We start from the raw sequence: 26,962 nt of genomic DNA, 5'->3' as shown, positions 1-26,962 counted from the left end.
CCTTCAGTCTACCGTGAGCTCCCCGTGAGAAACCACTCGCGTCGCGAGACACCGCGTCTGAGGTGGTTTCTCGGGGCGGTTGTGGTGTCTCGCGCGGGGTCGGGACTGCAGCCGCCGCGCCTCAGCCGGCGAAGCGGTCGGTGGCGGCGCGGAGGGCGCGGGCGATGCCGGGCTCGGATGCCGAATGCGACGCGTCCGGCACGACGACGAACTCGGCCTCGGGCAGAGCGCGGTGCAGGTCCCACGCGGTCATGATCGGCGTGCACACGTCGTAGCGCCCCTGCACGATGACCGTCGGGATGTGCCGGATCGCACCGGCGTCCTCGATGAGCTGGCCCTCGCGGAACCAGCCGCCGGCGAGGAAGTAGTGGTTCTCGATGCGCGCGAACGCCACCGCCGCCTGCTGCTCGGCCATCGACGCGACGAGGTCGGGGTCGGGCAGCAGCGTGAGCGTCGAGGCCTCCCATGTCGTCCACGCGACGGCGGCGGGGACGTGCACGGCCGGGTCGGGGTCGGCGAGGCGGCGGGCGTACGCCTCGATGAGCCGCGAGCGCTCGAGCACCGGGATCGGCTCGAGGTAGGCCTCCCACAGGTCGGGGAAGATCGCCGCCGCACCGCCCTCGTAGAACCACTCCAGCTCATGGCGGCGCAGGGTGAAGATGCCGCGCAGCACGAGTTCGCTCACGACGTCGGGATGCGTCTCGGCGTAGGCGAGCGCCAGCGCGCTCCCCCACGAGCCGCCGAACACCTGCCAGGTCTCGATGCCGAGGTTGCGGCGCAGCAGTTCGATGTCGGCCACGAGATGCCACGTCGTGTTGAAGCGGAGGTCGGCGTCCGGCTCGCTCACGTGCGGCGTCGACTTGCCGCATCCGCGCTGGTCGAGCAGCACGATGCGGTAGCGCTCGGGATCGAAGAACCGCCGGTGCCACGGCGAGGTGCCCGCGCCGGGCCCGCCGTGCAGGAACACCACCGGCTTGCCGTCGGGATTGCCGGACTGCTCCCAGTACACGCGCTGCCCGTCGCCGGCGACGAGGAACCCCGTCTCGTACGGTTCGATCGGCGGATACAGGATGTCGTCGAGATGGGCGGGTCCGGTGCTCACAGGCTGCTCCCCGGGATCGAGAACGTGTCGCACGCGGACAGTCCGTTCTGGTAGCCGGCGGCGAACCACCGCCGGCGCTGGTCGCTGGACCCGTGGGTCCAGCTCTCCGGGTTCACGTACCCGGACTGGGCTTGGATGTGGTCGTCGCCGACCGCGGCGGCCGCGTCGAGCGCGTCGCGCACCTGTGCCTCCGTCGGCGGCTGCAGGTACGGAGTGCCGTTCGCGTCGACTTCGTCGGCGGCATCGGCCACCCACGCACCGGCGAGGCAGTCCGCCTGCAGCTCGGTGCGCACGCCGTTGCTCTCCGGCCCCGTGCCGTTCGGCGGGTTCGCGTCGAACACGCCGGTGATCTGCTGGATGTGGTGGCCGTACTCGTGCGCGAGCACATAGAGCTGGGCGAGCGGGCCGGCGCTCGCGTCGAACTGCGTGCGCAGCAGCGCGAAGAAGTCGGGGTCGACGTAGATCGTCTCCTCGGGCGGACAGTAGAACGGTCCGGTCTGCTCGGATGCCGTGCCGCACGCCGTCGAGGTGGAGCCGTCGACGACGACCAGCTGCGGAGCGCGATAGCCCTGCACGTGATCGGCCCAGTACTCGTCGAGCACCCGCTGCCCGAACACGAGCCGGCATTCGTCGTCGCGGTTGGCGTCGGCGCCGGTCTCGCAGTCCTCGATGACCGTCCCGGATCCGGAGGAGCCGGCGTACGGATCGCCGCCGAGGCCGAGGAGTCCGCCGATGTCGCCCCCGGTGAACAGATTCAACAACAGGATGGCGAGTCCACCGAGCCCCGCGACGCCCACGCCGCCGGCGACGAGTCCGCCGCGGCGACGCGCCGACGATCCCCCGAGTTCGGCGCCGGTGTTGAACGTCATGCCGATCACCGTACCGTCACACTCGTGCCGCGGCGAGCGTACCGGCCCCGCGACGCGCGCGGCGCGCCGCGGCTAGGCTCGTGCCCATGACCGCCCCCGCGACGACCGTGACCGTGACCGGAGCCGGCGGCCAGATCGGCTACGCCCTGCTGTTCCGCATCGCCGCGGGCGCGATGCTGGGAGCGGACCGCGCCGTGCGGCTGCGCCTGCTCGAGATCCCGCAGGGTCTGAAGTCGGCGGAGGGCGCCGCCCTCGAACTGCAGGACTGCGCGTTCCCGCTGCTGCAGGATGTGGAGATCAGCGCCGACCCGCGCGTCGCGTTCGACGGTGCCGAGATCGCCCTGCTGGTCGGCGCCCGCCCCCGCACCGCCGGGATGGAGCGCGCCGACCTGCTCGCCGCGAACGCGGGGATCTTCGGCCCGCAGGGCGCCGCTTTGAACGAGGTCGCCGCCGCCGGCATCCGCGTGCTGACGGTCGGGAACCCCGCCAACACGAACGCCCTGATCGCGTCGGCGAGCGCGCCCGACATCCCCGCCGACCGGTTCACGGCGCTCACCCGCCTCGACCACGACCGCGCCGTCGCGCAGCTGGCCGCCGCGCTCGACGCGCCCGTCGGCGAGGTCGCCGGCGTCACGATCTGGGGCAACCACTCGGCCACGCAGTTCCCCGACGTCGCCCACGCGACCGTCGCCGGACGCCCCGCGCCGGAACTGCTCGCCGAGCGGTTCGGCGGCGGCGACGCGGCGACCGCGTGGCTCGACGGGGAGTTCATCCCGCGGGTCGCCCAGCGCGGCGCGGAGATCATCTCGGTGCGCGGATCGTCGTCGGCGGCATCGGCCGCGAACGCCGCGATCTCCCACGTGCGCGACGAGCAGCTCGGCACCGACGGCAGGCGCACCTCGGCCGCCGTGGTCTCGACGGGCTGGTACGGCGTGCCCGAGGGTCTGGTGTGCTCGTTCCCGGTCACGAGCGACGGCGACGGCTACCGCGTCGTCGACGGCCTCTCGCTCGATGCGCGCGGCCGTGCCCGCCTGGACGCGTCGGTCGCGGAACTCGTCGCCGAACGCGACGCGGTCCGCGAGCTCGGGGTGATCTGAGGCCGCGATGGAGGCCATCCCGATCCTCGTCGCCGGCATCGCCGTCATCACGCTGTCGACGATGCTCGCCCGACGCCTCGGCGTCGCGGGACCGCTGATCCTCGTCGGCGTGGGCCTGGTGGTCTCGCTGTTCATCCCGCCGGTGAAGATCGAGCCCGACCTCATCCTCGTCGGCATCCTCCCGCCGCTGCTGTACGCCGCCGCCGTGCGGCTGCCGGCGGTCGAGTTCCGCCGCGACGGCCTGCCGATCGCGGGGCTCGCGGTGCTGCTCGTGGTCGTCAGCTCGCTCGTGCTCGGCGGCCTGTTCGTGCTGATGATCCCCGGGATCACCTTCCCGATCGCGGTGGCTCTCGGGGCGATCCTCAGCCCCACGGATGCCGTGGCCACCTCGATCATCAAGAGGCTCCGCATCTCGCCGCGCGTCGTGACGATGCTCGAGGGCGAGAGTCTGCTCAACGACGCCACCGCCCTCGTGCTGCTGCGCAGCGCGGTGGTCGCCGCCGCCGCCGGGTTCTCGTTCTGGGGCACGGTCGGCGCGTTCGCGTGGGGTGTGCTGGCGGCCGTCGCGATCGGCGCCGTCGTGGGCGTGCTGTTCCTGCGGGTGCGGCGGTGGGTGAAGGACCCCGCCGCCAACACGGCGCTCGGATTCGCGATCCCGTTCATCGCGTACCTGCCGACCGAGCACCTCGGCGGGTCGGGACTGGTGGCGGCGGTCGTCGCCGGCATCGTCACGGGGCAGGGCTCGACCCGGTGGCTCACCCCCGAGCAGCGCATCTCGGACCGTCTCAACTGGCGCACCGTCGAGCTCATCCTGGAGGGCACGGTCTTCCTGATCATGGGCCTGGAGCTGCGCGACGTCGTCGTCTCGAACGCGCGCGCCGAAGCGGGCGGGCTCTGGCATCCGATCACGATCGCCCTCGCCGCGCTCGGCGTCGTCATCCTGGTGCGGGCGGTGTATGTGTCGGGGCTGGTCGCCCTGCTGGCCCGCCGCGCCCGCAGCTCGCGGCGCGAGCGCCTCGTCGCCATCAGCGAGCGCCTCGACGAGATGGAATCCTCCGGCGACTACGCCCGGCGCCGCGGCGGTCCGCGTGCCGGACAGCTCGACCCCGACGAGGCCGCGCGGCGTCTCACCGGGTTCCGCGCGCGGGTGAGTCGGGGTCTCAACGACCTGAACTACTACCAGGGGTCACCCCTCGGCTGGAAGGAGGGGACGGTCATCGTGTGGGCGGGGATGCGCGGTGTCGTGACCCTCGCCGCGGCGCAGACGATCGGGGCCGACGACACCCCGCTGCGCGACCTGATCGTGCTCGTCGCCTTCTTCGTCGCCCTCGCGAGCCTGCTGCTGCAGGGACTCACCGTGCCGCTCGTCGTGAAGTGGCTGCGCATCCCCGCGGTCGTCGACGACCCCGCGGTGGCGGCCGAGCGGGAGCGCCTCGACGACGAACTCAACGACGCCGCCCGGGCTCTGCTCGACGGCCCCGGTCTGCAGCGACCCGACGGCACCGCGTTCGACCCGGAGCTGCTGCACAAGATCGGCGCGCGGATGGCCGAGCCGCCCGCGGAATCGCGCGAGTTCACCGCCGACGACATGTTCGCCCTGCGCATCGCGCTCATCGAGGCGATGCGCACCCGACTCGATGAGCTCTCCCACGAGGGGTCGTACTCCACGGCGGCGCTGCGGCACGCGCTCACCCGGCTCGACGCCGAACAGCTCAGCCTGCAGCTGCGCGTCGACGACGAGGACGACTGAGCGGTTCGCGTCCGGCATCCGCGTCGGTGAGAATGTGAGCGACGAAGGAGTGCGATGAGCGAGAACACGACCACGGATGCCGAGGGCCGCGCCCCGGCCGACTACGCCGAGTCGGTGGCGCTGCCGACGACGACCGAGGCCGTGCCGATCATCGTCTCCAGCGAGCAGTGGTGGGCCGCCCGCCCCGCTGGGGCCCGCCTCGTGGGTCTCGTCGTCGCGCGCGACGACCTGCCGAGCGTCATCGTCCAGCGCGACGCCCTCGCGCAGTTCGGCGTTCCGATCGAGGGCTTCCGGCATCCGGCCCCCGAGACCGGCGAGAGCTGGGAGGAGCGTCTCGCGCGCCTGTTCGGGCGGCTCACCGCCGGCGACGTGCTCGTCGTCGCCGACAAGCACGCCCTCGGCCGCGACGTGCACGAGGAGACCCGCACCGCCGCCGAGCTGCACCGCCGTGGTGTCATCGTGAAGGTGCTCGCCCGCCCCTGACCCCCATCGCCGTAACGCACCCTGCCGCCCGAGACACGACACGGTCTCGGGCGGCAGGGTGCGTCTGGCGGAGCGGCCTTACTGGCCGAGCTGGCTGGCGAGCTGCTCGTCGGTGGACTGCAGCGCCTGGGCGGCCTTCTCGAGGAACGAGGCCATGCCCTCGATGCCCTGCACGGTCTTGGTGGCGCCGGTGGTGAACTCGGTGTACGACGCGTCGAAGGCGCCCGAGGCGCGGGTCGTCGTGAAGCCGTCCTGCACGAGCTGCGCGACGAGCTGGCGCAGACGCTGCAGGTTGGCCTCCAGCTCGCTCTGGCCGTCGCGCAGACGCGCCGCAGCCGAGTTCATCTGGTCGTAGGTGACGTTCAGATTGGCCATGGGGCCCCCTTCATTCGGCCCGGCGGTGGTGCCGGGAAGTTCGGTGTTGCTTCGACGATAGGCGACGCGCGCGCCGCTGCCCATGGGGAGCACTCCCCATACCCGTCACGAGACCTCCGCCGTCTCGAGCGCGGTGACCAGTGGGAACTGGATGCGGACGGTCTTGCCCCGGTGGGCGAGGATGCCGCGACCCACCGGCAGCTCGCCGCGCACGAGGCGCGGGAACGGCGTCTTGAGCACGACCTCGCCGTCGATCGTCTCGGGCTGCAGGATGACGCCCCGCCGTGCCGCCTTGATCTCGCCGAGGAGGCCGAAGTTGCTGGTCCACTCGCTGAGCTCGCCGACGACCACGAGGAACACCTCGCCGCGCCCGGCGCGCTTGACCAGCGCCGACAGGTTCATCTCGACGATCGAGGTGGCGAACTCGCCGATGCCCTCGAGCACCACGAGCGGGACCGGTCCGCCCGTGGCCACGGCGTCGGCGGCGGCCTCGGCCGCGGCGAACACGCCCATCGCGGCCGAGCCGCCCTCGGAGGTCTGCGTCCACGCGAGCGCGCCCTGCACCGGCGAGCGGCGGTCGCCGAGGTAGAACGCCGGGGTCCCGGGCTGCGCGCGCACGGTCTGCATCGCGATCGCCGCCGCCGCGTTGCTGCGGCCGGCGCCCGGCGATCCGGCGACGATGAACGTGCCCGACGGCTCGATCCCGTACGGCCCGAGGTCGAGGTCGGACAGGCCGATCACGACCCCGCGCGCGGTCGTCGCGGGAAGCTGCGCGACGGTGTACTCGGTCGGCAGCGCCTCGACGGTGGGGGCGGCCGGCGTGCCCCGACGCAGCATGGCCTCGGCCATCCGGTCGACGGCCAACGACTGGTCCTTCGTGCTCGGGGTTCCCCCGATGACCGCGATCTGCGCCTCGTGGTCGTCGATGATCGCGCGGCCGGGCGGCGAGGCCGGCGACAGGATGTCGCGCGGCATGCCCAGCAGCGCGTACCCGTCGTCGTCGGCCATGCGCAGCACGATGCGGCGCTGGATCATGGCCTGCAGCGACGTCGGCACGCTCTGCCCGCGGTCGGCGGTGAGGGCGACGTGGATGCCGAGACCGCGACCGTCGGTGAGCACCTGCTGGAAGGCGCGGTACGTCTCGGCACGGCCGGGGACGCCCTCGAAGGCGGCGCGGAACGCGGGGAATCCGTCGACGAGCAGCAGGATGCGCGGTTCGGCGCCCGCGCCGGCCAGCGACCGGTACTCGGTGAGCGTCGAGGCGCCCGCCGCCGCGTACAGGTCGCCGCGCCGGTCGAGCTCGGTGCGCAGCGTCCCGAACAGCCGCTCGATGCGCTCGGTGTCGTCGCCGGAGATGACGGCGCCCACGTGCGGGAGCGGCTCCAGCATCCGCAGACCTCCGGTGGCGGCGTCGAGCCCGTAGACGTGCACGGGTCCGCCGCGCGGTGTGATGCCGGCCGAGACGGCGAGGGTGCGCAGCGTCGCCGACTTGCCGGATCCGCCGGTGCCGAAGATCGCGAGGTGCCCCTCGGTGTCGGGCTCGAAGAAGAACGGCACCTGATCCTGACGCTCGGGCAGGTCGACGACACCGAGCACGAGCCGGGCGTCGGAGCGCTGCGACAGCTTGGTCTGGTCGAACGTCGTCGCCAGCTCGTCGAGCCACGGCCGACGCGGCGGCGCGATGCGGGCGAGCTGGGCGGCGTCGCCGAACCGGGCGACGAGCAGCTGCTGGTCGTTGGGCCCGAGGTCTTCGGTGTCGGTGGGCGCGGCATCCGACTGCGGCTTCTCCCAGGCGGGGGCGTCGCCCAGCCGGAACGGTCGCACCTCGACGGCGGCTTCGGGTTCGGCGCGCAGGCTCCACCCGCCGGCGTAGGCGGACTGGAACAGGCTCATGCGCCCCGGCCCGGTCTTCGCGATGCCGCGCCCGGGAAGGCCCGGGTCGAACAGGGCCGCCTCCTTCGAGCCGATCACGTCGTCGGAGTCGGTCTCGTCGGCCATCCGCAGCGCTACGCGCAGATTGGTGTTCGCGCGCAGGTTGTCTTTGATGACGCCCGCGGGACGCTGCGTGGCCATGATGAGGTGGATGCCCAGCGAGCGCCCGCGCTGGGCGATGTCGACGACGCCGTCGACGAACTCGGGCACCTCTTTGGCGAGCGCCGCGAACTCGTCGATCACGAGCACGAGGGCGGGAGGCGTCTCGGGGTCGGCGGCCTTCTCGAGCTCGAGCAGGTCCTTGGCCTTCTTGCGGTTGAACAGGTGCTCGCGGTGATGCAGCTCGGCGCGCAGGCTCGTGAGCGCCCGGCGCACGAGGTGCGGGCTGAGGTCGGTGACCAGGCCCACGCAGTGCGGCAGGTTGACGCAATCGGCGAAGGCCGAGCCGCCCTTGTAGTCGACGAACAGGAACGTCACCCGCTCGGGGCTGTACTCCGCGGCCATGCCGAGCACCCACGCCTGCAGGAACTCGCTCTTGCCCGAGCCCGTCGTGCCGCCGACGAGGGCGTGCGGACCCTGCTGCCGCAGGTCGAGGTGGAGGGCGCCCTGGGCGCCCTGGCCGACGAGGGCGCGCAGCTTCGGCTGGTAGCCGGCGGCGGAGCGGGTGGAGCGGATCGATGCGTTCTGCGTCCAGCGGTCGATGACGGCGTCGGCGCTCGTGGCCATCTCCGAGCCCAGCAGCTGCACGAGCGGGATCGTGCGGGGCACGTCGCCGGCGTCGACGGCCACGTCGCCGACATCGGTGAGCCGGGCCAGGGCCCGGCAGAACACCCCGAACCGGGCGGCGTCGAGGGCCTCGACCCGCAGCGGCGCGACGACGGTGCCGAGGCGCACGAAGTGGGCGCTCGCCTGGCCTCCGGCGGGCACCTCGACCCACGTGCGGCACGAGGCGGGCAGCGCGGTGGGCTCGGTGGCGAGCCAGATCGGCAGGATGCCGCTGCCGGCGGCCCGCTCACTCAGCTGCACGAGGCGGCCGAGGTCGACGGCGGCGTCGGGGGCGATGAGCACGACGACGGCGGGCAGCGGCGTCTCCTCCGCGCGCCCGCGAGACTCGCCGACCTCCGCGCCGGCGGCGGTGGCCGCATCCGTGGCCTTCACGGCGCGCAGGCGCCGCAGCTGCTTGGTGCGCTGGTCGACGAGCTCTTCGATACGGGCGAGCAGCCGGGAGCCGGTGGCGGCGTTTTCGGCGACGGCGGCGGTGCCGAGCAGGTCCTCCCCCGCCCACGTGTGCGGCAGCCACTTGAGGTCGGCCAGCGCCGGCCGGGAGGCGGGTCCGACGAAGGCGGCGACGTGCACGTCGGACGGTGCGTGCAGCCCCGCGGTCTGGGCGACGAGTGCCCGCGCAAGGTCGCCGACGCGCGCCGGGTCGCCGGCGATGCCGAGCGCGCCGGCTTCGGCGAGCGACTCGAGGATCGGCACGTCCTCGACGGTGCGGAAGGCCTCGACCGTCTCGTCGAGGCGGTCGACGTACGACGGGATCGCGGCGTCGCGCTTGCTGGATTCGGCCACCGTGTTGCGGCTGTCGGCGACGCCGTCGCCCAGCCGCAGGTGCAGGAACGACCAGTGCTCGGGCCGGCGGGTCCACACGAGCGGGCCCGCGGCGAGCGCGTCGGCGCAGATCGGGTCGAGCTCGGGAACCTCGGCACGGCGCACGGTGCGCTCGAGTTCACGCTCGCGCTCCAGGCGGGCGCCGAGGCGCGTGATCTGCTGCTCGAAGCGCTGCTTGTCGCGATCGAGCTGGGCTTTGGACTGCAAACGGGTCGTCAACCACGTGCCGAGCATGAGCAGTGGCGAGGCCGCGACGAACACGAGCGCCATCGGGCTCTTCATGATGAAGAACAGCGCGAGGCCCATCACGACGGGGGCGATCATCGCGAGCCACGGGAACATCTGGGGCGCGGGCGGGGCGGGAAGGTCGGTGCCGGGCAGCTCCTCGCCGAGGTACCGGGCCTCGACGCGCGGCGAGCGTACGAACGGGATCTGACGCCAGGTCGCGGGCGCGGCGGCATCCGGCGCCGACGCGACGATGCGCACGCGCGTCTCGCCGAGCACGGCGTCGATCTGCCCGTCGGCGGCCGTCAGGTAGGTCACCGGCGCCCCGTCCACGAGGATGCCGTTGGCCGAGTTGAGGTCGATGAGCTCGGCGCGGCCTTGCCCGATCTCGAGGCGCGCGTGCCGCTTGGAGACCAGCGGGTCGTCGAGGACGATGTCGCACGACGGATCGCGCCCGATCGTCAGCACGGACCGGTCCAAGGCCACGGTCTCGCCCGCCCCGGGGCCCGAGACGATGTGCAGTTCGCCGACGCTGCGGCGCGACTGGTAGCCGGCGGGAACGACGCGCACCGCCGAGCCCGCCGCCAGCTGCACGTGGGCGACGCCGGCGGCGGCGTCGAGCACCTCGCCGGGGCCTTCCGCGATCGTGCCGAACGCCTCGAGGGTGACCTCGCCGTCGACCCGCCCGGCGCCGCGCGGGTCGACCTCGACGAGCGTGCGGGCGAGGTCGCCGACGGTCGCATCCGCATCCGCGGTGATGACGACGTCCTCCGCCTCACCGGCCGTGCGGACCAGCGTCGTACGCAGCTTCATTCATCTCCTCCGGATGCCGGCTCGTCGCCGGCGGGGGTCTCGAGCAGGGGAAGGTCGTCGCGGGTGACCAGGCGCGAGGCGATCGCGTGCTCGACCAGGCGTACACGCCGGTTGGTCGCCGACGAGGAGACCCCGCCGCGCAGGCCCGGCACCCCCTGCCGGTCGAGCTTGTCGCACACGTTGTCGAGCTTGCGGTTGAAGCGTGTGATGGTCCAGCCGAGGCGCTGCGCGGCGGCGGCCGACGAGGGCAGCTCGCTCATGCCGGTGCCGTCGCGGCGCAGCACCGGCTCGGCGAGGGCGACGATGAGCAGCTTCTGGCTCTCGGTGAGCGGCACGGCGCCGATCGTCGACAGCCCGCCGTCCTCGAGGGGCACACGGGTGTCGCGGAATGCGGGCTGCGCGGCGTGCACCGACAGCTCGTAGGTCGTGGGCCCGGCGCTGAAGACGACGGTGGTCACCCCGAACACGATCGGCAGGCGCGCCCCGGGGGCCAACTGCGCCTGCACCCGGCCGTCGGCGTCGGTGACGGTGGCCGACATGCGCGCGCCGATGTTGACGAGCCACCACAGCCCGGCCGACTGCTCGACCGACAGGAAGTGGCGGTGCAGGAAGCGGTTGTCGTCGAGGGCCAGGTCGCCCTCGCGGCCGATCGTGAGCCGGGCACCCGGCGCGACGGTGACGTACTCGCCCGCGAACTCGACCGTCACGCTCTCGCCCGCGGGCGCGGCGTCGGGCGCGCTCGGCGGCGGGACGGTGTCGTCGACATCGGTCACGGGGTGCACGCCTTCGTCTCGGGGCCGCTCTCGCCGGCGGCGCGCACGATCTGCACGGCGATGCAGGTGCGCCCGGACGGGTCGGCGGGCAGTGTCACGGTGGCCTCGTCGACCGGCGCGGCGGAGCCGTCGCCGTCGAGCGTGTACGGGTACCAGATGTACCGGTCGCCGTCCTGCGGATCCGGGTTGGTCCACGTGAAAGTGACGTCGGCTCCGGCGGCCGCGCCGACGAGGTCGGCGGGGGCGGGGACGATGCCGGCCACCGGGTTCTGCGGGCGCGGGGACTGGCTCGGCGTGGCCTGAGGGTCGGCCGTGGGCGCGAGCAGGCTCGCCCCCACGACGATGCCGGCGACGATCAGGGCGGCCACGCCCACGCCGAGCCCGATCCACAGGCCGCGGCGGCTGCGCGCGGGAGCCGCGGCGGGCGCCGCAGCATCGGCCGGGTGTGCGGCGGGCGCAGCGATCGGGGCGTCCGCGGGCGGGGCCGAGGGTGCTGCCGCGGGCGCGGCCGCTGAGGGATCGAGCGGACGGGGCCGCCGGACGGTCGCGGCGTCCTCGCCCGGACGCGGCGCGGTCTGTCCACGCAGCATGGTCTCCTCGGGGGCGCGGGAGGCGTCCTCGAAGACCGGCACGGAATCGAACACCGGCGCCGAGGACTGCCGCTCGCGCGTCTGGCCCGCCGCCGGCGAGGTCTGCGGCTCGATGCTGACGATGCCGCGCACCCGGGTGAGCTCACCGTCAGCGTCGTCGTCTGCGGCATCCGTCGTGCCGTCGTCGAGGATGTCGATCGGGGTCACCGAATGCGCGAGTTCGATCTGCACCCGCTGCAGGGCGCGCGCGAACGCGATCGCGGTCTCGTAGCGGTCGGCGGGGCGCTTGGACATCGCCCGCTCCAGCACCACCTGCAGCGACGCGGGCATGTCGGCGCGCTCGATGCGGGGCACCGGGTCGCGCTCGATGCGCTGGATGAGGTCGGCGCCGCCGTTGCGGCCGCCCGGCACCTCGAACGGCGACCGGCCCGCGAGCAGCGTGAACACGGTCGCGCTGAGCGCGTACACGTCGGTCGCCCGGCCCGAGTCGGGGTCGTCGCCGAACGCCTCCGGCGGGGACCACGGGATCGACATGCCACCCGCCGAGGCCGCGGCATCCGCCGTCGTCGCGATGCCGAAGTCGGTGAGCGCGGGCCGGTTGTACTCCGTGACGAGGATGTTGGCCGGCTTGATGTCGCGGTGCAGGATGCCGGCGCGATGCGCGGTCTCGACGGCCGCCGCGACCTGCACCCCGACGCGCAGCGCCTCGGCGACCGAGAACGCCGCGGCGCGGGAGCGGATCTGCAGGTTGGGCCGCGGGCAGTACTCCATCACGAGGTACGGCCGGCCGTCGTCGGAGACGCCGGCCTGGTGGATCGTGACGATCGCCGGGTGGGTCGACAGCAGCGCCATGACGTTCGCCTCGGCGGCGAACTCCTCGGCCGATCCGCCCGCCATCCGCTCGGGCAGCATGACCTTCACGGCCACGCGGCGGCGCGGCAGATGCTGCTCGAACAGGTAGACGTCGGCGAAACCGCCGGAGCCCAGCACGTCGACGTACGTGAAGCCGGGCAGCTGCGGCGGCGGCGCGGGTGGCCGCTTCGCGCTCACGGCAGATCCTCGAAGAGGATCGTCACGCCGTCGCCGATGTCGAGCACGTCTCCGGTGATCACCATCGTGGGCTCGCCCGGGTGCAGGCGCACGGGCTCCTGCCCGGAGCGCACGAGCAGGGTGCCGTTGGTCGTGTCGAGGTCGGTCACGAGCACGTGCTCGCCCTCGGCGTGGATCTCGACGTGGCTGCGGGAGATGTCCTGCTCCGGGCTGTCGACCGCGACGAGCGTCGGCAGCTCCGCCCCGGAGGTGCGCGTGGACTTGGGGCGACGTCCGATGACGACGGGCCGCTCGAGTTCGACCGACTGCCCGGTCGACAGGCGGATGCGGCCGCGCGCGGGGCGGCGGGGAGGGACACCGTCGGTGGACTCGTAGCGTTCGCGCTGTGCGTCGCGCATGGCACGGAGATCGGCGACCGCGATCGTCTCGCCGTCGTGGTCGCCCTGCGCGACCGGGATGCGGGCCGGCAGCGGCGGCACGGGCGGGACGGAGGGCACGGGGGGGACGGTGGGGGTGGCCGTCCGGACGGCGCTGATCGGGACGGCGGTCGTGGGTGCGTCGTCGTCGGACTCGGGCGGGGCTCCCGCGCCGGCATCCGTCGACGCGTCGTCGGGTTCGGCGATGCTCGCGGCGGCCGAGATCGGGCGTGCGACGGTCTCGCCCCACAGCAGGTCGTACTCGTCGGCGACGGCGGCCGGCTCGGCGCCGGCGTCGGTCGCGAGCGGCAGCAGGGTGTCGACGCCCGTCGTGGCGACCTCGACGGGCTCGGAGACGGGTTCCGGTGACGGCGCGGATTCGGGTTCCGGGTGCGGAGTGGACTCGGGCGCCGCCACCCTCTCGGCGGGCGCGGCGGTCACGGGCGGCGCGACGGGCACCTCGCCCGCAGCGTCGGGGACGGTCACAGGCGCTGCGGGCGCCGACCCACCCGATCGCGCGGCGGGAGCCGAGGCGGCGGGGCGGCGAGTTGCGGACCCGCCGACGGTGAGCGTGACGGCGGTGGCCGCGACGACGCCCGACACGATCGGCAGTCCGCCGGGTTCGGCGACGGCGCCCTCGAGCGCGATGCCGACGGTGCGCACGCCCGGAACCAGTCGCTCGGTCCACGTCGCGACGCCGGCTCCCGAGATCTGCTCCGTCCCGCCGCCCGTCTCGACGAGCACCTCGACGGGGCCGCGCACGGCCACGCGCACGGCATCACCCTCGAGCACGGCGAGCGCGAACGGCGGGATCGCCGACAGCGAGGTGCCGAACGCGCCGGTGAGCGCCTCGATGATCGCGCCGATGCCGCCGTCTCCGACGCGGCGCCACACCGTCTCGACGGCGAGGTCGGTGACGGTCGGAGACAGGGCCGCCAGCGCCGTCTCCGACACGGCGATCCGCCAGGCGCCGGCCTCGGCCGCGGGCCGGTAGCGCACCTCGGTCATCGCTGATCCCCCCCTGCCCCGGCGCGCGGCCGGGTGTCTTCGTCGGGCGCGCGCCGCGCCCCGGCGGGCGCCGTGTCGTACAGGTCGTCCTGTCCCGCCACGTGCAGCGCGTCGACCACGACGGCCGTGATGTTGTCCCGCCCGCCGCTGACGAGCGCCTCGTGGATGAGGCGGGTCGCGGCCGCCTGCGGGTCGGATTCCTCGGCGAGCACGACGCGCAGCCGCGCCGCCGAGAGCTCCCCCGACAGTCCGTCGCTGCACACGAGGATGCGGTCGCCGGGCTCGGCGGGCACGAGCGAGTAGTCCGCCTTCCCGTCGCTGCCGGCGCCGATCGCGCGCGTGATCTCGTTGCGGCGACTGTCGGATGCCGCCGCCGCGGCGGCGAGCAGGCCGGCGTCCACCAGTTCCTGCACGACCGAATGGTCGACGCTGATCTGCTCGAGCATCCCGCGCGAGAGCCGGTAGGTGCGGGAATCTCCGACGTTCACCGTCAGCCAGTACCCGGCGCCGTCGACGTCGGCGACGACCACCCCCGACAGTGTGGTGCCGGCCGCGCGCCCCGCCCCGCCGATCGTGGCGACCCGGTCGCGGGCGCGGCGCAGCGCCCGGCGCACCTCGTCGACGTCGAGACTGTCGCGGCCCGCAAGGGCGGCGAACTCGGCGACGACGGCGGCGCTGGCCCGATCCCCGGCCTCGTGGCCGCCCATGCCGTCGGCGACGAGGAACAGCGGCGCCTCGGCGAGGTACGAGTCCTCGTTGACGCGGCGGCGCAGTCCTGTGTGGCTGGCGGCGCCGACGGCGACGACGATGGGCGCGCCGGTCACGGGGCGATCTCGATCAGCACGTGACGGTCGCCGAACTCGAGAACATCGCCCGAGTGCACGCGCAGCGGCTCGCCCGGTTCGGCGCTCTGCCGCGCGGTCCCGCGGCGCAGCACCACGCCGTTGGTGGAATGGCGGTCGGTCACCCAGAGCGCGCCGCCGCGCACCGCCAGCTCGAAATGCGTCTTCGACAGCGACAGCGTCTCGTCGCGCACCGCGGCCACGGCGGCGCCCGTCTCGGGCGTCGGGTTGCGACCGAACACCGTGCGGCCGTACAGCGCCTGCCGGGCGCCGTCGTCCCAGACCAGACGTGCGACCGGGCGGTCGTCGGTGGCGATGCGGGTGTCCTCGAGTCCGGCGCCGGAGGGCGTCCCGGCCACGAGCGCCGCGCCCGGGGCGGCCGTGCCGCGCGCGGGCGTCGGGGCGACGGGCGCCGCGACCACGGGCGTGGGCCGACCGGCATCCGTCGTCGGCGCGCCCGGGGCCACGTCGGCGGCGGAGGTGACGCCGGGGACGAACGAGATGACGCCGGCGGTGGGTCGCGCGGCCGGCGGCGACGGCTGATCGCCGGGGGCGAGGTCGGTGGCCGGGGGCAGGATGGGACCGGCGGGGAGGAAGGCGGGGCCGGCGGCCTGCTCGGGCGAGAACGACCCGGTGGGCGCGTCGGATGCCGGCGCCTCGACGCCCCCGAGGGGAGAGACGGGCTCGGTGGCCGCCCCGGGCAACGGGGTGGGCGCGCCACGACCGGCGGTGTCGGTCATGACCGCGCCGGCGACCTTGTCGTGCCAGCCGCGGCGCCACGGCGAGGAGTCGAACAGCGGGCTGAAGTATCCGACGACGATCGCGCCGCCGAGGCCCCAGATCACGTTGCGTCCGAGGGCACGGCCGAAGCCGAGTCGCGTGCCGTCCGCGCGGACGAGGGCGAGTCCCGTCATCCGCGCGCCGATCGAGCCCGCACCCCCCTGCATCGCGGTGTAGACGAAGAACCACGCGAGCGCCACCGCGTAGGCGACGGCGACCGCCGCGGGCAGCGGGAACGCGCCCTGGGTCGCGAAGGAGATGCCGGCGCCGGCGAGCGCGCCGAGCAGCAGCGCGACGAACCCGACGACCGCGTCGACGACGTACGCACCGACGCGCCGGCCGAGAGCGGCGGGGCGCGCCGCGGTCGTGGCGGTGACGGCGCTCATCGGGTTCCCCCGGAACGCAGCGATCGCAGGCTCAGCCGCGCGCGGAGGCGGCGCCACACCGACGTCGAACCCTTCATCTCCCCGACGATATCGTCCACCTCGCGCCAGAACGCCTCGACGTCGGCGTCGCTGGGCTCGCCAGGCCCGTAGACCTCGGCATCCGCAAGGCCGGCGAGGGTCTGCACCCGCGGCTGGTCGAACGCTTCGCCGACGACGACGGCGCTCTCGGCACGTGTCGCACCGGCGACCACCGGGGCACGGAAGTCCACGGCGGAGTCGACGAGCTCGTCCCAGCCGCCCGAGATGCGGTCGGCCGAGCGCGGCGCGCCCCGGCGGCGCGTGCGGCGGATGCCCTTGATGACGCCCATCACGATGAACGGGGCCAGGATGAGCGCGATGACGCCGAGACCGAGGCTGCCGTAGAGCAGCACGGGACCGAGCCAGTCGACCCCGTTCTCCTTCTCGTCCTCCTGGTCGCGGTCGTCGGCGATGACCGGTGGCAGCTCGGCGGGCTCCTGCGCGGGCGGCGGCGGCTGCAGCACCTGCGGCTTCGGGTTCGCGCGCGGCTGCGTCGTCTGCTCGTTGGGCTCGTTGTCCTCATCGGGAGTGGGGTCGAACGGCAGCCAGCCGTAGCCGGCGAACGCGACCTCGACCCACGAGTGCACGTTGTCGCCGGTGGCGGTGAACACGGCGCCGGTCTCGTCGTCCTCGCCCGGATACCAGCCCATCACGACGCGGGCGGGGATGCCGATCTGGTTCGCCATCAGCGCCATGGCGACCGCGTACTGCTCGTCGTCGCCGATCATCTGGTCACCCGCGAACAGCGCGGAGATGCGGGCGGCGCCGTGACCCGACGGCGAGAGCACGTCACCGGCGAGGCCGTGGCTGAAGAAGCCCTCCGTGTGCAGCCAGCTCTCCAGCGCGCGCACCCGCTGGATGGGGGTCTCGGCGTCGGCGGTGGCCTTCGAGGCGAGGTCGGCGAGGCTCTCGGGGATCCCGTCCTGCTTCGGCAGCTTCACCGGCGCGAAGGCGACGTCGGCCAGCGCGCCGTCGCTCGGCATCGTGGGCAGCACGGTCTCGACCGTGTAGGTGTCCCCCGGCGCGAGGCGCGAGGTGACCACCGCGGTGCCGGTGGCGTCGTTGTAGTGGGCCGAGCGGCGCAGCTCCTCGGCGCGGTCGCCCGAGAAGTCGATCTCGCGCACCGCACCGGCATCCGGCAGCCACACCCCGTCGAGACCGTCGACGGCGAACTGCAGACGGGTGGTGGCGCCCTCGACGTCGGGCGACATGTTCGAGCGCACCGGCGTGAACGCGCTCGACGATCCGGTCCCGTCGTCGGCGACGTTGTAGACGACGCCGGTGTAGGCGTCCATCGTCGCGTAGCGGATGCGGGCCTCTTCGGGAAGGCCGTCCACGGTGAACAGGGTCTGGTCGGCGTCGTCTCGCACGAGCGCGCGGAACGACTGCAGCGGGCTCGGGTACTGGTGGATGTCGAACGGCGGCACGATGAAGTCGCGCACGACGAAGCGAGGCACGGGCGGCTGGGCGAACGCCGCCGTCGCGACGCCGACGCCGGCCGCGACCGCGAGCACGGCGCCGCCGGCGACGAGGCGACGGGTACGCGAACCGCGCACGGCGACGGGATCGGCATCCGTCCCGCCTTCGACGCGCAGGGCCGCGCCGTCGTTCTCCCACGCGTGGCGCAGCGCGAGCCACACGACGGCGGCGACGGCGAAGACGACGCCCTGCACGACGGGGGCGGCGATCTGGGCGACGCCGAGGAGGATCTGCCCGGCCAGCAGCGCGGCCGCCGGCACGAGCGCCCACGCGGCGTGGCGCGCCCGCAGCGCGAGCGAGGCGGCGATCGTGGTGGCCACGAGCACGAGCAGGAACGGCACGACGAGGTGGCCGTCGGCGGCGGCGACCGGCGGCACCGTCGTCAGCAGCTGTTTCCACGACGTGACGGCGCCGACGGCGAGCTCGCGGACGGTCTCGAGGGTGGGGACGACGCCGAGCAGGGTCGTGTGGGGAAGGGCGAACGCCCCGCCGAAGACGAAATAGGCGCCGATGACGACACCCGCGATGGGCAGCACGCCCCAGCGCAGGCGGGCCCCCGCCCACGCGATCGCGAGGCCGAGCGCGAGCGCTCCGAAGCCCGCGACGAGGTACTGCGGTCCGTCGAAGGTCGGGCCGAATCCGATGACGGCGACCGAGACGAGCAGCGCGACGGCGGTGAGGTCGAGGACGACGAGGCGGAGCGCGCGGCCGGTCACGACAGCACCTTCCGGACGGCTGAGGGGAGCTGGTCGAGCTCGCCGAGGGTGACGACATCGGCGTCGCCGATGCGGCGCAGCGACGGCGACGAGACGCGGTCGTCGGCGACGACGGCGACGACGCGCACGCCGAACGGAAGCCGGGCGCACGCGACGCGCAGCTCGGCGGCATCCGCGGCGCCGCCGGTGACGAGCACGGCGACGGCCGCCTGCGGGGCGACGGCGGCCAACGATCCGGCCAGCGCGGCGATGCCGCCCTCCCGGGAGCGGGAGTGCTCCAGGGCCGACAGGCCGTCGAGGAACCGGCGTGCCGTGGGGGCACGCAGCGCCCCGCGCTGGGTGCGCGCCTCGAGGGTGCGGGAATCGCGGATGGCGCGCAGGCCGATGGAGCCCGCGACCGAGACGGCCAGCTCGAACTCGTCGGGGGTGCGGTACTCGTCGGGGCTCGTGGAGAGGGCGACGATGAAGTGCGAGCGGCGGGTCTCCTCGTACTGGCGCACCATGAGCGCGCCGACGCGGGCGGTCGACTTCCAGTGCACGTGGCGCAGGTCGTCGCCCGGCTGGTACTCCCGCAGGGCGTGGAACGACACGTCGTCGCGGGACAGGTGCTGCACCGGCAGGCCTTCGAGGTCGCGCAGGTGACCGAGGGAGAGCCCGTCGAGGGTCGTGGTGCGCGGGTGCACGAAGAGGTCGACGGCGTGGCGGCGGTCGTGGGTGCGCTCGAACAGCCCCAGCGGGTCGCCGCGCAGCACGCTCACCGGCCCCACCGACAGCACGCCGCGGCGCTGGGTCGGGATGGCGAACAGCTCCTCATGCTCGGCGCCCGGAGCGAGGCGGGGCACCTGGAACAGGCCGCGCCCGGATCCGACCGGCAGCACGACCTCGGACGGCAGCAGCGCGCGCGAGGTGCGGTTGGCGAGGTTCAGCGCGCCGACCGCGCGCTCCCCCACCACGACGTGGGTGCGCGTGAGGTCGAGTCCCACCTCGTAGGTCGTGCGGCCGAACAGGAACGGAACGCAGAGGGCGAGGATCGCGGTGACGACGGCGGCGGCGATGAGCACCTCCTCCCACCCGAGGGTGAGCGCGACGATCCACAGCGACACCGCGAGGCCGAGCACGATCCAGCCGAGGGGGCGCACCACCGCGACGACGTCGCGCGCGACGCGCCACGCCGGCCCGAGCACGCGGCCGGCATCCTCACGCCAGCGCTCGATCCTGCCCGCCTCGCGCGCCATCCGCACGGTCGGCACGGTCGCGTCGGCGAGGGTTCCGGTCTCCGCGGCGCCAACGGCGGATGCCGAGGGCTCGGATGCCGGGTGCGCGGCGGCGCCTGCCGGCTCGGTCGCGGGCACGGCGGCGGACCGGCGCGCACGGCGCGTCGGTGCCTCGGTGCCCTGCGCCGTGGACATCAGGCGTCGGCCCGTGCCAGCGGCGCGTCGACGTCGGCGAGGGCGCGCTGGATCACCGTGTCGGCGGTGACACCCGAGAACTCGGCCTCGGGGTCGAGCACGAGGCGGTGGGTCCACACCGGCGCGGCGAGGGTCTTGATGTCGTCGGGGACGACGAAGTGGCGCCCCTGCGAGGCGGCGTACACCTTGGCGATGCGCATCATCGAGATGGCGCCGCGCACCGAGACGCCCAGGCGCGTCGAGGTCGAGGCGCGGGTGGACTCGACCAGCTGCGCCGCGAACCGGGCGACGGCCGGGTCGATGTGCACCGTGCCGGCGAGGTCGGCCATGTCGGCGACGGCGCCGGTCGTGATGACGGGCTTGAGCGAGGCCGACGGGTTGCGGTCGACGGCGCCGACGAGGATGCGCTCGGCGACCGCGAGCGACGGGTACCCGATCGAGGTCTTGATCATGAAGCGGTCCAGCTGCGCCTCGGGCAGCTTGTAGGTGCCCGCCTGCTCGATGGGGTTCTGCGTCGCGATGACGAGGAACGGGCGGCCGACCTCGTGCGCCGTGCCGTCGACGGTGACCCGGGACTCCTCCATGACCTCCAGGAGCGCGGACTGCGTCTTCGGGGAGGCGCGGTTGATCTCGTCGGCGAGCACGATCGAGGCGAACACCGGGCCGCGGTGGAACTCGAACCGGTGGTTCTGCTGGTCGTAGATCGTCACACCGGTGACGTCGGAGGGCAGCAGGTCGGGCGTGAACTGGATGCGGGTGCTCGTGCCCTGCACCGAGGCGGCGAGCGCCTTCGCGAGGCTCGTCTTGCCGGTGCCGGGTGCGTCTTCCAGCAGCACGTGCCCCTCGGCGAGCATCGCCGACAGCACGAGTCCCACCACCTCGCGCTTGCCCAGTAGGGCCTGGTCGACGTTGTCGACGAGGCGCGTGAAGGTGTCGCGGAACCAGGCCGCCTGTTCGGGGGTCATGCTCATTCGTTCGTTCCTCGGAGGTGGGGGTGGGAGTGACGCGGGATGCCGGCTACCAGGGATTGACGTGCTCGGTGTCACCCCAGCCCTCGATGCGGGCGAAGGCGTCATGGCCGTCTTGTCCCAGCCAGCACTGCAACTGGACGCGCCCGCTCGACGGCACGTCGTATCGGCTGGGGTAGGTGTTGAACTTGCCGCCGTTGCGGTAGCAGTTGATCTGATAGTTGCCCGCGGGGAAGTTCTCGACATTCACGACGAAGTACGGGCACCCGTTCACGCAGCCCGGCCACTGGCTTCCGGACTTGCTGAGCCACGCGCGCGGCGGCGGCGGGTCGGCGGTGCGGGCCGAGGCGGAGGCCGTGGTCGTGCTGCTGCCGTCGGCGCTCGCGCGCACCTCGATGGTGCCGGTGTAGCTGTGCCCGACGTTGGCCGAGCGCGACCCCGACGCGCCGACCGTCTCCCAGCCACCGCCGTTGATGCGGATCTGCGTCGTCACGGTGCGGCCGTTGGGACCGGGCGAGGTCCACGAGTAGTTGATCGTCGTGCCGCTCGCGCTCGCCCGGGCGGTGGGGTTGCCGATCTGCCCGTACGGGCGCACCTGGTTCGATGCCGCGGACGGGTCGCTGTAGTACGTCGATCCGTCGGCCGTGGCGACCGCGCGGACGCGGATCGTGTACGCACCGTTGTTGTTCACCTGACCGTTGCCGATGGTGCCCGACCCGTTGTTGCCGCCAGAGACCCAGTCGCTGCGCCATCCGCCGGTGTTGACGGAGTACTCGTAGCGCACCTCGCTCGCGTTGGCGCCGTTGAGGGCGCCGGCCCGCCACGTGACGCCGACGGTGTTGTTGCCCTCCGTCGCGCCGACCGCGGTCGGCGCTCCCGGCGGCGTGAACGCGCGGCGGGGGGCGGATGCCGGGCTCCACTGGCCCCAGCCGGCCTTGTTCTGGGCGCGCACGGTGAAGGTGTAGTCGCTCGTCGAGGTGGACACGGTGACGGCCTGGCTCGTCTGGCCCGCCGCGACGGGCACCGTGTTCACAACGGTGGAGCCCTGCATGACGCGCAGCTCGTATCCGGCGATCGCGTCGCCGTTGGGCGCGGGCGCACCCCACGACACCTGCAGCTGCGCCTGCGAGCCGACGGAGTCGATGCGCTGCGTCGTCGGGGCCGCGGGGGCCGACGGCGGCGCGGCGGGAACCATCGCCTGCGACCACGGGCTGAACTCGCTCGGCTCCGGCGCGCGGTTGTGGGCGCGCACGCGCACGGTGTAGCTGGTGCCGTTCTCGAGGCCGTCCCAGCGCACCGTGGTGCCGGGGATGCCGGTCTTCTGCACGACGCCCGACGGCGGGGCGGGCGAGATCTCGAGCGTGTAGGTCTCGACCGGCGAGCCCTCGGTGCGCGGCACCGTCCACGAGACGTCGAGCGCGCGGTCCTGGAACTTCAGGGTCGGCGGGGCCGGGGTGTCGGGGCGCACGTCGGGACGCGCGGTCTCGGACGGCACCGACGGGTCGGAGGTGCCGACGGCGTTGGTGGCGGTGACCGTGAAGTTGTACTCGACGTTGTTCGTGAGGCCGGTGAGGGTGCATGTGGTCGCGCGGCACTCCTGCTCGAAGCCGCGCGCGGCGTCGCTCACCGTGTAGCCGGTGATCGGCTTGCCGTTGTCGATCGGCGGCGTCCACGAGAGCACCACGGTGCGGCTCTGCACGCTGGAGACCGTCGGCTTGCCCGGTGCGTCGGGACGCCCCTGCACCGTGATGCGGATGCGGCCGTCGACCTGACGGTCGGTGTCGAGCGTCTTGTCCTGCACGCGGTAGCGCACGACGATCACGCCGACGAAGTCGTCGGGGCTCGTCACCGACACCCGTCCGTCGGTGAAGTCGACGGCGCCCTCGCCCGCCTCGAGGCCGGCGAACACGACCTTCAGCGGGGTGTCGGGGAACGGGTTGACGTCGTTGTCGAGCACCGGCACGTCGACCCGGTCGCCCTGGTCGGCCTCGGCGATGATGTCGTCGTTGGCGGTCGGCAGCGGGCGGATCGAGGCCGTCACAGTGACGGTGATCGGGGCCGTGACCGGCTCCGACTCCCCGTCGGTCACGCTGACCGTGAGGGTCGCGCGCGTGCCCTTCTGCGTGTCGGCATCCGACGAGACGCTGAGGGTCGAGCCGCTCACCGAGGCGCTGAGCCCGTCGGGCGCGCCCCCGACGAGGGCGAAGTCGAGCTCGGTGCCGGGGTCGGGGTCGGTCGCGAGACCGGCGAGGTCGAGCGTGGTCGCCGGCTCGTCGGGCGCGACGGAGATCTCCGCACCCACCATCGCCGGAGGCACGTTGTCGGGCGGCAGCACGGTGATCGGGATCGTGAGGGTGGCCTTGCGCCCGTTCGGGTCGTCGGGCCCGGTGCCGTCGGTGACCTCGAAGGTGAGGGCGTCGGGACCGAAGTAGCGGTCGGCCGATGTGTAGGTGAGGGTCGTCTGGTCTTTGAAGAGCGCACCGCCGTTGGAGTGGACCGCCGAGACCTTCGCGGCCTCGGTGATGACGACGCTCTTGCCGCCCGCGGCCCGCACGTACTCGCTCAGCGGGAGGTCGATGCTCTCGCCGCTCTTGACCTCGACGGCCGTCGTCGACAGCAGGCTCGGTGGCAGGGCGCTCAGGGCGGGCACGTGCACGAACGCCGACGAGGTGAGACCGTCGCGGTCGCGCACCGTGTAGGTGATCAGCTGCGGCGCGTCGCCCAAGGTGACGCGCACGATGCCGCCCTCGCGGACGGTCGCCGCCTCCCCGCCGGTGCCGAGTGTCACCGTCAGCGCGGCGCGGGTGCCGTCGGCATCCTCGTCGTTCTCGAGCACCGCGACGTCGGCGGTCCCCGCCTCGGTCACGTCCTCGGCGCGCACCCGGTCGTCGGCGGCGATGGGGGCCACGAGCGGCACCTCGGGGTCGACCGTGATCTGCACGTTCGTCGTGGAGGTGAGCCCGCGGGCATCGGCGATCGTGTACTGCAGGCTCGTCTGCATCGCCACCGGCGGCGAGGTGATGACGATCTGCTTGCCGGACGTCTCGGCGGCGAGGCCGTCGACGTCGGGGATGTCGAGGGCGTCGGGCGCGAAGCCGAACTGGTCGCCGTCGGGGTCGGAGTCGTTGGCCTGCACCGACAGGGCGACCTGGCGGTCGGGCCGCATGATGATCGAGTCGCGCACGGCGTAGGGCGCCTGGTTGATCTCTCCCGGCGGCGCGATGCCGATCTGCACGGTCGCCGTGGCCTCCTTGCCGAGGCGGTCCTTGACGCGGTAGGTGAAGGTGTCGGAGCCGACGCTGTCGTCGAAGGCGATGTAGTCGAAGTAGTCGACGCCGGTCTCGGCGATGCGCCCCTTGCCGGGTGCCGAGGCGAGGCCGATGAGCTCGACGGAGTCGCCGTCCTCGTCGATGCCGTCCAGCGGCACCGCGACACGCACCGTCGCGCCGCTGAGCGTGCGGGCGGTGAGGTCGTGCGGACGCGGCGCGGCGTTGGCCTCGTCGTTGCGGGGCAGGATCTGGATCGTCACGTAGCCGGCGTCGCGCTGACCCGTCGAATCGACGGCCTCGTACGTCGCGTAGACGGTCTTCGGCTCCTCGCCGGCGCGGAAGCGCAGCATGTCCTGTGCGACGAACGCCTCGCCGTCCGCTTCGTCGATCAGCGGCGGCACGAGGTCTTCGGCGACGTGCATCGTGTCGCCGTTGGGGTGGTAGTCGTTGTCGAGCACCGGGATCGTCACGATGTCACCGGCGCGCACCACGACCTGGTCGTCGTTGGCGACCGGCGGCCGCAGCCGCGACGGCGCCGGTACCGGGATGACGACGATGTCGCCGGATGCCGACTGGGCACCGTTGGAGATCGTGTACGACACCCGCACCTGCTGGTCGAGGGTGCCCTGGTCGGTGATGCGGATGGTCTCGTGGCCGAGGACGGCTGCGGCGACCCCGCCCGCGTCGCCGACGGTGACCGACTGCACGACGAGGATCCCGCCGGCGGGGTCGGTGTCGTTGGCGAGCACGTTGACGAGCACGTCGCCACCGCTGGGCAGCAGGGCGACGTCGCGCACCGCGACGGGCGGCAGGTCGGTCTCGGACTCGGGGAGCACGTCGACGCGGACGATGCCGGGGACGGAGTTGGGGCCGGCCGAGACGAGGTACTGCACGTAGTACGTGTCGACGATGTCGCTGGTGAACGTGAACGTCTTGTCGGAGTAGGCGGGCGTGATCGTCGCGCCCTCGACCTCGTCTACGCGGGTGAGGCGCAGCTGCTCGCTGCCCGAGCTCGTGTCGTTGGTCAGCGGCGATACGCTCACCGACTTGCCCACCCGCGTCACGACGTGGTCGGCGTTCGTGATCGGCAGGGTGGTGCCCAGCGGTCGGATGTCGTACCGCGCGATGCCGGCGCCGTCGTCGGTGCCGTCGGAGACGACGACCGGCACGTCCTTGCGCCCCTGCACGCCGCCGATGGCGCGGTAGGTGATCTGTCCGTCGGAGGTGTAGTCGGCCTCGTCTCCGCCGTCGGCGACCACCGACTTCAGGAAGATGTCGTCGCCGTCGGGGTCGATCCAGTCGGGCAGCACGTTGTACGACGCGGTGCCGCCGGTCTCGACCGTGATCGGAGTGGTGCGCTTGGGGACGGGTGGGGAGTTGACGTCGTCGCCGTGGACGGTGACGGTCACCCGCGCCTCGGCCGTCCCGCCGCGGCCGTCGTCGACCTGATACGTGAACGTCGTGGATCCGGTCGCGTCGGCGGGCACCGTCAGCTGCAGCGCCCCGCCGTTGTGGATCGGCTCGACGACTCCGAACGACGGCTCGGAGGTGGCGGAGGCGACCAGCACATCGCCGTCGGCGTCGGTGTCGTTGTCGAGCACCGTGAGCACCGTCGTGCGGCCGGCGCGGATGCCGAACTCGTCGTCCTCGGCCAGCGGCGGCGTGTTCTGGGCGCTGCGGTCGGGGAGGGTCGTCTGCACCGTCTCCTCGGTGGTCTCCTCCTCTTCCTCGCCCTGGCCCTCGGGGGGCGTGATGTCCATCCAGTTGTCGACGCGCTGCATGCTCTCGCTGGGCAGCCACATGGCGCCGCCGAAGACGTCGTTGAGCACGACCACGTCGCGGTTCGTGCGGAACTGCAGCACGCTCGTCGGCTCGATGCCCGGCACGTCGTCGATCACGTCGTCGGTCTCGCCGGCGCAGTCGCGCACGTAGCGGCCCGACCCGCTCCACGCCCCGTAGGCGCAGCCGGCGACGAACACCGGCGCGGCCGCGGTGCCCTCGGCACCGCCGGCGTCGACGGTGACGTTGTCGCCGCCGCCGAGCGGCACGCGCACGAGCGCGGTCGCAGTGGCGAGCGTCAGCGTGTCGGCGGCCGCCGACGGCTGCTGCACGGTGGCCTGTCCCGGCACCTCGGCGGTGAACCCGTCGCTGCCGTAGAGCTTCCCGGTGTCGGCGTCGAGCGCGTAACCGGCGGACCCGACGGCGGTCAGCTGCACCTCGTGCGTCGCCTCGAGACCGTCCAGGCCGCGCGAGGACGTCTCGACGACGACATCCGCATCCGATCGACCGTACGAGGTGAGGGTGCCGTTCGCGGGTGAGACGGCGTAGACGGTGCCGTCGGTGCCGACGACCGCCCGCGCGCCCTTCCCCAGGTCGGCGACGGGCTCGGTCTGGGCGGGGTCGAAGCCGGCGACGGCGCCGAACGGCACGACGAACAGCGAACCCGCGGGGTCGAGGATCGCGACGGTGCCGGCGCCGAGCGACGCGGCGGAGCCGGCGGGGAGCTTGGCGGATTCGGAGAGCACGACGCGGGCGGGGTCGACGACGGTGAGCTCGGAGGACTGCTGGTCGTGCACGAGCACCTGGCCGCCGGACTGCAGCACGTCGTAGGTGTCGGACGTGGTGCGCAGCCCGCCGTCGAGCAGCTTCGACTCGCTGTTGTAGTGGCCCACGAGCAGACTCGACTGCTTGGTGGTCCAGACGCCGCCGTCGTTGAGGTCGACCTCGGTGGTCGGCTTGCCGTCGTACGCGAACGCGAGCGCGCCGATCGTCACGGCGGCGGCGCTGACCACGCCGATCGAAGCGAGCGTGCGCGGGCGCGCACGAAGCCACGATGACATTCTCACTGTTCGGCTCTCCGGGGCGTAAACGGTGTGCGTCGGGTGCTGATCGCTGAATCAGCCGCTCACGGTGGGACGGACGCCAAAAGCCTACGTCACGATTT

16 protein-coding genes are annotated in these 26,962 nt (G+C 73.4%); 3 read left to right on the top strand and 13 right to left on the bottom strand.

The window, feature by feature from the left end:
* Window positions 1-121: 121 nt before the first annotated feature.
* On the bottom strand, window positions 122-1,102 hold the full coding sequence (pip, locus tag C7474_RS01605; protein ID WP_199692340.1) for a prolyl aminopeptidase: 981 nt from the start codon (window positions 1,100-1,102) through the stop codon (window positions 122-124).
* Window positions 1,099-1,971, bottom strand: a complete 873-nt coding sequence (gene ypfJ, locus C7474_RS01600) for a KPN_02809 family neutral zinc metallopeptidase (RefSeq protein WP_121057045.1) — start codon at window positions 1,969-1,971, stop codon at window positions 1,099-1,101. Before ypfJ ends, pip begins: the two co-directional genes overlap by 4 nt.
* 86 nt (window positions 1,972-2,057) lie before the next feature.
* Here ypfJ and C7474_RS01595 point away from each other — a divergent pair, with 86 nt between their 5' ends.
* Genes C7474_RS01595 through C7474_RS01585 form a run of 3 tightly spaced genes read left to right on the top strand, consistent with a single transcriptional unit; the run spans window position 2,058 to window position 5,301 of the window.
* Window positions 2,058-3,068 (top strand): malate dehydrogenase, encoded by a 1,011-nt coding sequence (locus C7474_RS01595; protein WP_121057043.1) that lies wholly within the window; start codon window positions 2,058-2,060, stop codon window positions 3,066-3,068.
* Window positions 3,069-3,075: 7 nt separating this feature from the next.
* On the top strand, window positions 3,076-4,818 hold the full coding sequence (locus C7474_RS01590) for a cation:proton antiporter (protein WP_121057042.1): 1,743 nt from the start codon (window positions 3,076-3,078) through the stop codon (window positions 4,816-4,818).
* A gap of 54 nt (window positions 4,819-4,872) precedes the next feature.
* Window positions 4,873-5,301, top strand: a complete 429-nt coding sequence (locus C7474_RS01585) for a recombinase family protein (protein ID WP_121057039.1) — start codon at window positions 4,873-4,875, stop codon at window positions 5,299-5,301.
* Window positions 5,302-5,379: 78 nt separating this feature from the next.
* Here C7474_RS01585 and C7474_RS01580 read toward each other — a convergent pair whose 3' ends face one another.
* From C7474_RS01580 to C7474_RS01530, 11 genes are all read right to left on the bottom strand, one after another.
* Window positions 5,380-5,676: a WXG100 family type VII secretion target gene (locus C7474_RS01580; protein ID WP_121057037.1), complete on the bottom strand. Its 297-nt coding sequence runs from the start codon at window positions 5,674-5,676 to the stop codon at window positions 5,380-5,382.
* Between the two features lie 105 nt (window positions 5,677-5,781).
* Window positions 5,782-10,254 (bottom strand): FtsK/SpoIIIE domain-containing protein, encoded by a 4,473-nt coding sequence (locus tag C7474_RS01575; RefSeq protein ID WP_121057036.1) that lies wholly within the window; start codon window positions 10,252-10,254, stop codon window positions 5,782-5,784.
* The gene (locus tag C7474_RS01570) at window positions 10,251-11,027 is read right to left on the bottom strand and encodes a hypothetical protein (RefSeq protein WP_121057841.1); all 777 of its coding nucleotides are present in this window, start codon (window positions 11,025-11,027) and stop codon (window positions 10,251-10,253) included. The genes C7474_RS01575 and C7474_RS01570 overlap by 4 nt, the downstream gene beginning before the upstream one ends.
* Entirely contained in the window at window positions 11,024-12,667 is a 1,644-nt protein-coding gene (locus C7474_RS01565; protein ID WP_121057034.1) for a serine/threonine-protein kinase, read from the bottom strand. Before C7474_RS01565 ends, C7474_RS01570 begins: the two co-directional genes overlap by 4 nt.
* The gene (locus C7474_RS01560) at window positions 12,664-14,091 is read right to left on the bottom strand and encodes an FHA domain-containing protein (RefSeq protein WP_121057032.1); all 1,428 of its coding nucleotides are present in this window, start codon (window positions 14,089-14,091) and stop codon (window positions 12,664-12,666) included. Before C7474_RS01560 ends, C7474_RS01565 begins: the two co-directional genes overlap by 4 nt.
* Window positions 14,088-14,915 (bottom strand): PP2C family protein-serine/threonine phosphatase, encoded by an 828-nt coding sequence (locus C7474_RS01555; protein WP_121057030.1) that lies wholly within the window; start codon window positions 14,913-14,915, stop codon window positions 14,088-14,090. Before C7474_RS01555 ends, C7474_RS01560 begins: the two co-directional genes overlap by 4 nt.
* Window positions 14,912-16,099, bottom strand: a complete 1,188-nt coding sequence (locus C7474_RS01550; protein ID WP_121057840.1) for an RDD family protein — start codon at window positions 16,097-16,099, stop codon at window positions 14,912-14,914. Before C7474_RS01550 ends, C7474_RS01555 begins: the two co-directional genes overlap by 4 nt.
* Window positions 16,096-18,372, bottom strand: a complete 2,277-nt coding sequence (locus C7474_RS01545; protein WP_121057028.1) for a transglutaminase-like domain-containing protein — start codon at window positions 18,370-18,372, stop codon at window positions 16,096-16,098. Before C7474_RS01545 ends, C7474_RS01550 begins: the two co-directional genes overlap by 4 nt.
* On the bottom strand, window positions 18,369-19,781 hold the full coding sequence (locus tag C7474_RS01540; RefSeq protein WP_121057026.1) for a DUF58 domain-containing protein: 1,413 nt from the start codon (window positions 19,779-19,781) through the stop codon (window positions 18,369-18,371). Before C7474_RS01540 ends, C7474_RS01545 begins: the two co-directional genes overlap by 4 nt.
* Entirely contained in the window at window positions 19,781-20,752 is a 972-nt protein-coding gene (locus C7474_RS01535) for an AAA family ATPase (protein WP_121057024.1), read from the bottom strand. The genes C7474_RS01540 and C7474_RS01535 overlap by 1 nt, the downstream gene beginning before the upstream one ends.
* Window positions 20,753-20,798: 46 nt before the next feature.
* Window positions 20,799-26,858, bottom strand: coding sequence for an Ig-like domain-containing protein (locus tag C7474_RS01530; protein WP_241965047.1), 6,060 nt, complete (start codon window positions 26,856-26,858; stop codon window positions 20,799-20,801).
* Window positions 26,859-26,962 lie beyond the last annotated feature (104 nt).

It is taken from the genome of Microbacterium telephonicum, assembly GCF_003651225.1.
GTDB classification, from domain to species: Bacteria; Actinomycetota; Actinomycetes; order Actinomycetales; family Microbacteriaceae; genus Microbacterium; species Microbacterium telephonicum.
Note: the sequence above shows the minus strand (reverse complement) of the source record. Positions and strands in the feature narration are given on the sequence as shown.

Bases quoted from the DNA above. Each gene is read 5' to 3' on its own strand.
- ypfJ (WP_121057045.1), bottom strand. From the start codon at position 1,971: ATGACGTTCAACACCGGCGCCGAACTCGGGGGATCGTCGGCGCGTCGC.
- C7474_RS01595 (WP_121057043.1), top strand. From the start codon at position 2,058: ATGACCGCCCCCGCGACGACCGTGACCGTGACCGGAGCCGGCGGCCAG.
- C7474_RS01590 (WP_121057042.1), top strand. From the start codon at position 3,076: ATGGAGGCCATCCCGATCCTCGTCGCCGGCATCGCCGTCATCACGCTG.
- C7474_RS01585 (WP_121057039.1), top strand. From the start codon at position 4,873: ATGAGCGAGAACACGACCACGGATGCCGAGGGCCGCGCCCCGGCCGAC.
- C7474_RS01580 (WP_121057037.1), bottom strand. From the start codon at position 5,676: ATGGCCAATCTGAACGTCACCTACGACCAGATGAACTCGGCTGCGGCG.
- C7474_RS01575 (WP_121057036.1), bottom strand. From the start codon at position 10,254: ATGAAGCTGCGTACGACGCTGGTCCGCACGGCCGGTGAGGCGGAGGAC.
- C7474_RS01560 (WP_121057032.1), bottom strand. From the start codon at position 14,091: ATGACCGAGGTGCGCTACCGGCCCGCGGCCGAGGCCGGCGCCTGGCGG.
- C7474_RS01550 (WP_121057840.1), bottom strand. From the start codon at position 16,099: ATGAGCGCCGTCACCGCCACGACCGCGGCGCGCCCCGCCGCTCTCGGC.
- C7474_RS01540 (WP_121057026.1), bottom strand. From the start codon at position 19,781: ATGTCCACGGCGCAGGGCACCGAGGCACCGACGCGCCGTGCGCGCCGG.
- C7474_RS01535 (WP_121057024.1), bottom strand. From the start codon at position 20,752: ATGAGCATGACCCCCGAACAGGCGGCCTGGTTCCGCGACACCTTCACG.
- C7474_RS01530 (WP_241965047.1), bottom strand. From the start codon at position 26,858: ATGTCATCGTGGCTTCGTGCGCGCCCGCGCACGCTCGCTTCGATCGGC.